This is a genomic window from Microcoleus sp. OTE_8_concoct_300 (assembly GCF_031383065.1).
In the GTDB taxonomy this organism is placed as follows: domain Bacteria; phylum Cyanobacteriota; class Cyanobacteriia; order Cyanobacteriales; family Microcoleaceae; genus Microcoleus.
Genome location: NZ_JANMZH010000010.1, coordinates 1 through 1,437, shown reverse-complemented (window position 1 = coordinate 1,437; position 1,437 = coordinate 1). Strand labels below are relative to the sequence as shown.

Annotated in this window: 2 protein-coding genes; one reads left to right on the top strand and one right to left on the bottom strand. The window is 37.9% G+C overall.

The genetic code is table 11. The annotated features are described in order from the left end of the window. On the top strand, positions 1-228 hold a 228-nt coding region (locus ACUVJL_RS00700), incomplete at its 5' end, for a HigA family addiction module antitoxin (RefSeq protein WP_445244081.1). 188 nt (positions 229-416) lie between these two features. Here the strand turns inward: ACUVJL_RS00700 and ACUVJL_RS00695 are convergent. Continuing rightward, positions 417-1,247 carry an abortive infection family protein gene (locus tag ACUVJL_RS00695; RefSeq protein ID WP_445244080.1) on the bottom strand — a complete coding sequence of 277 codons (831 nt, stop codon included), beginning with the start codon at positions 1,245-1,247 and terminating at the stop codon, positions 417-419. Between the last annotated feature and the right edge of the window lie 190 nt (positions 1,248-1,437).

The window sequence follows — 1,437 nt, the reverse complement described above, 5'->3', positions numbered from 1 at the left end:
ATTGAAATGACTCAAACCAGGTTTGCTGAGATACTTGGTGTATCCCGCCGTAGTGTCAACCAAATTATTTTAGGTCAAAGACCAATTACAGTAGATATGGCAATTCGGATTGGGAAAGCGTTGGGGAATGGCCCTCAACTGTGGCTTAATCTTCAGCAAAAAGTTGATATTTGGGATGCAGTGCAAAAACACAGTGAAGAGTACGAAAAAGTATCTACGGTAGCATAGCGCGATATGTTAATCTCAGTAAAAAGAGCCTCGGGCGGTTGAAACCGCAACTAGACAAACGAAGTCCGCCTGCGCGGACAAGCGAGATCGAGGAAGTATTTAACCAGGATGGGGTATCCTGTAAACAGGAACGATAACTTTGGCAACAGGATTGTGAGGGTGCGGATTGACGAAAACAGCAAGCCTCTTCAGAAGGAAATCTCATCCCACTCTGCTTGAACTTCGTCTTGTTCGTCAACGTCTGATTTTTCTTTTTCGAGGGCTTCTATAAACTTAATCGCGCTTGAAACATTGTTAAATATTAGAACACTCTCATGATAATTCAAAATAGGATTGTCATGAGCCAGACTTTGGTTGTTTCTAACATCATTAAAAGACTCCAGAATTGAAATCGAAGATTTTAGAATCCTTTCGGTCATTTGTGACTTAATAAAGCCGTTCTGTATTAGATACTTTACATATTCTCCAAAAAGGCTATGCAATGCTTTGTCCCTGTCATAACTGATCCCATATTTATTGCATTGCTGCCTTGTATACTTCACCACATAAGTATGCAGTCTATCTAATGCTACTTCTGGCTCATTATTTTGAATACTTTCCCTTATGGATTTTGCTAATACAGAAAACTCTTTGTCATTAGAATATGGTTGAATTGCATCAATATTTTCAACAATGCTATCTTGCTTAAGTCGTTCGGCTATTGTATAGCAATCATCAAACAAGGCTTGCTCGGCTTGGCTTATTTCTATGTGATTTATCAGTTTTTTTGTTTTCCAATATTCCAACAAAGCTGAAATTAATTTTCCAACAGTATAGTTAGATTCTTGAGTCCAAAAGGCCCTTAATCGATTAGCTTTAGATCCGCTAGCGTAATCGTACTTGCCGTCATATATGTTAATCTGTGTATTTTCAATTATGAATTCCCGGAAAGTTCTGTCTGTAAAATCAAGAACATAACCACCTTCCATCTCAAACATTTTTTCAAGTTTTAGTTTGTCAATGCTCGACAAGTCAGACATTTGCAGTAACCTGTTAATTTATAATTGATTGTAACTACTCAAGACCAATTAGATATGCGATCGCTTTACTGCTTCCTGATGAGCCTCGGAAACTGATACATAGCTTTACTGGAAGTTCCTCAGCCATAGGATGAAGCAGGCTAACTATTAATTGTACCGCTGTTGCGGTATAATAGACTTAAAATTTTTA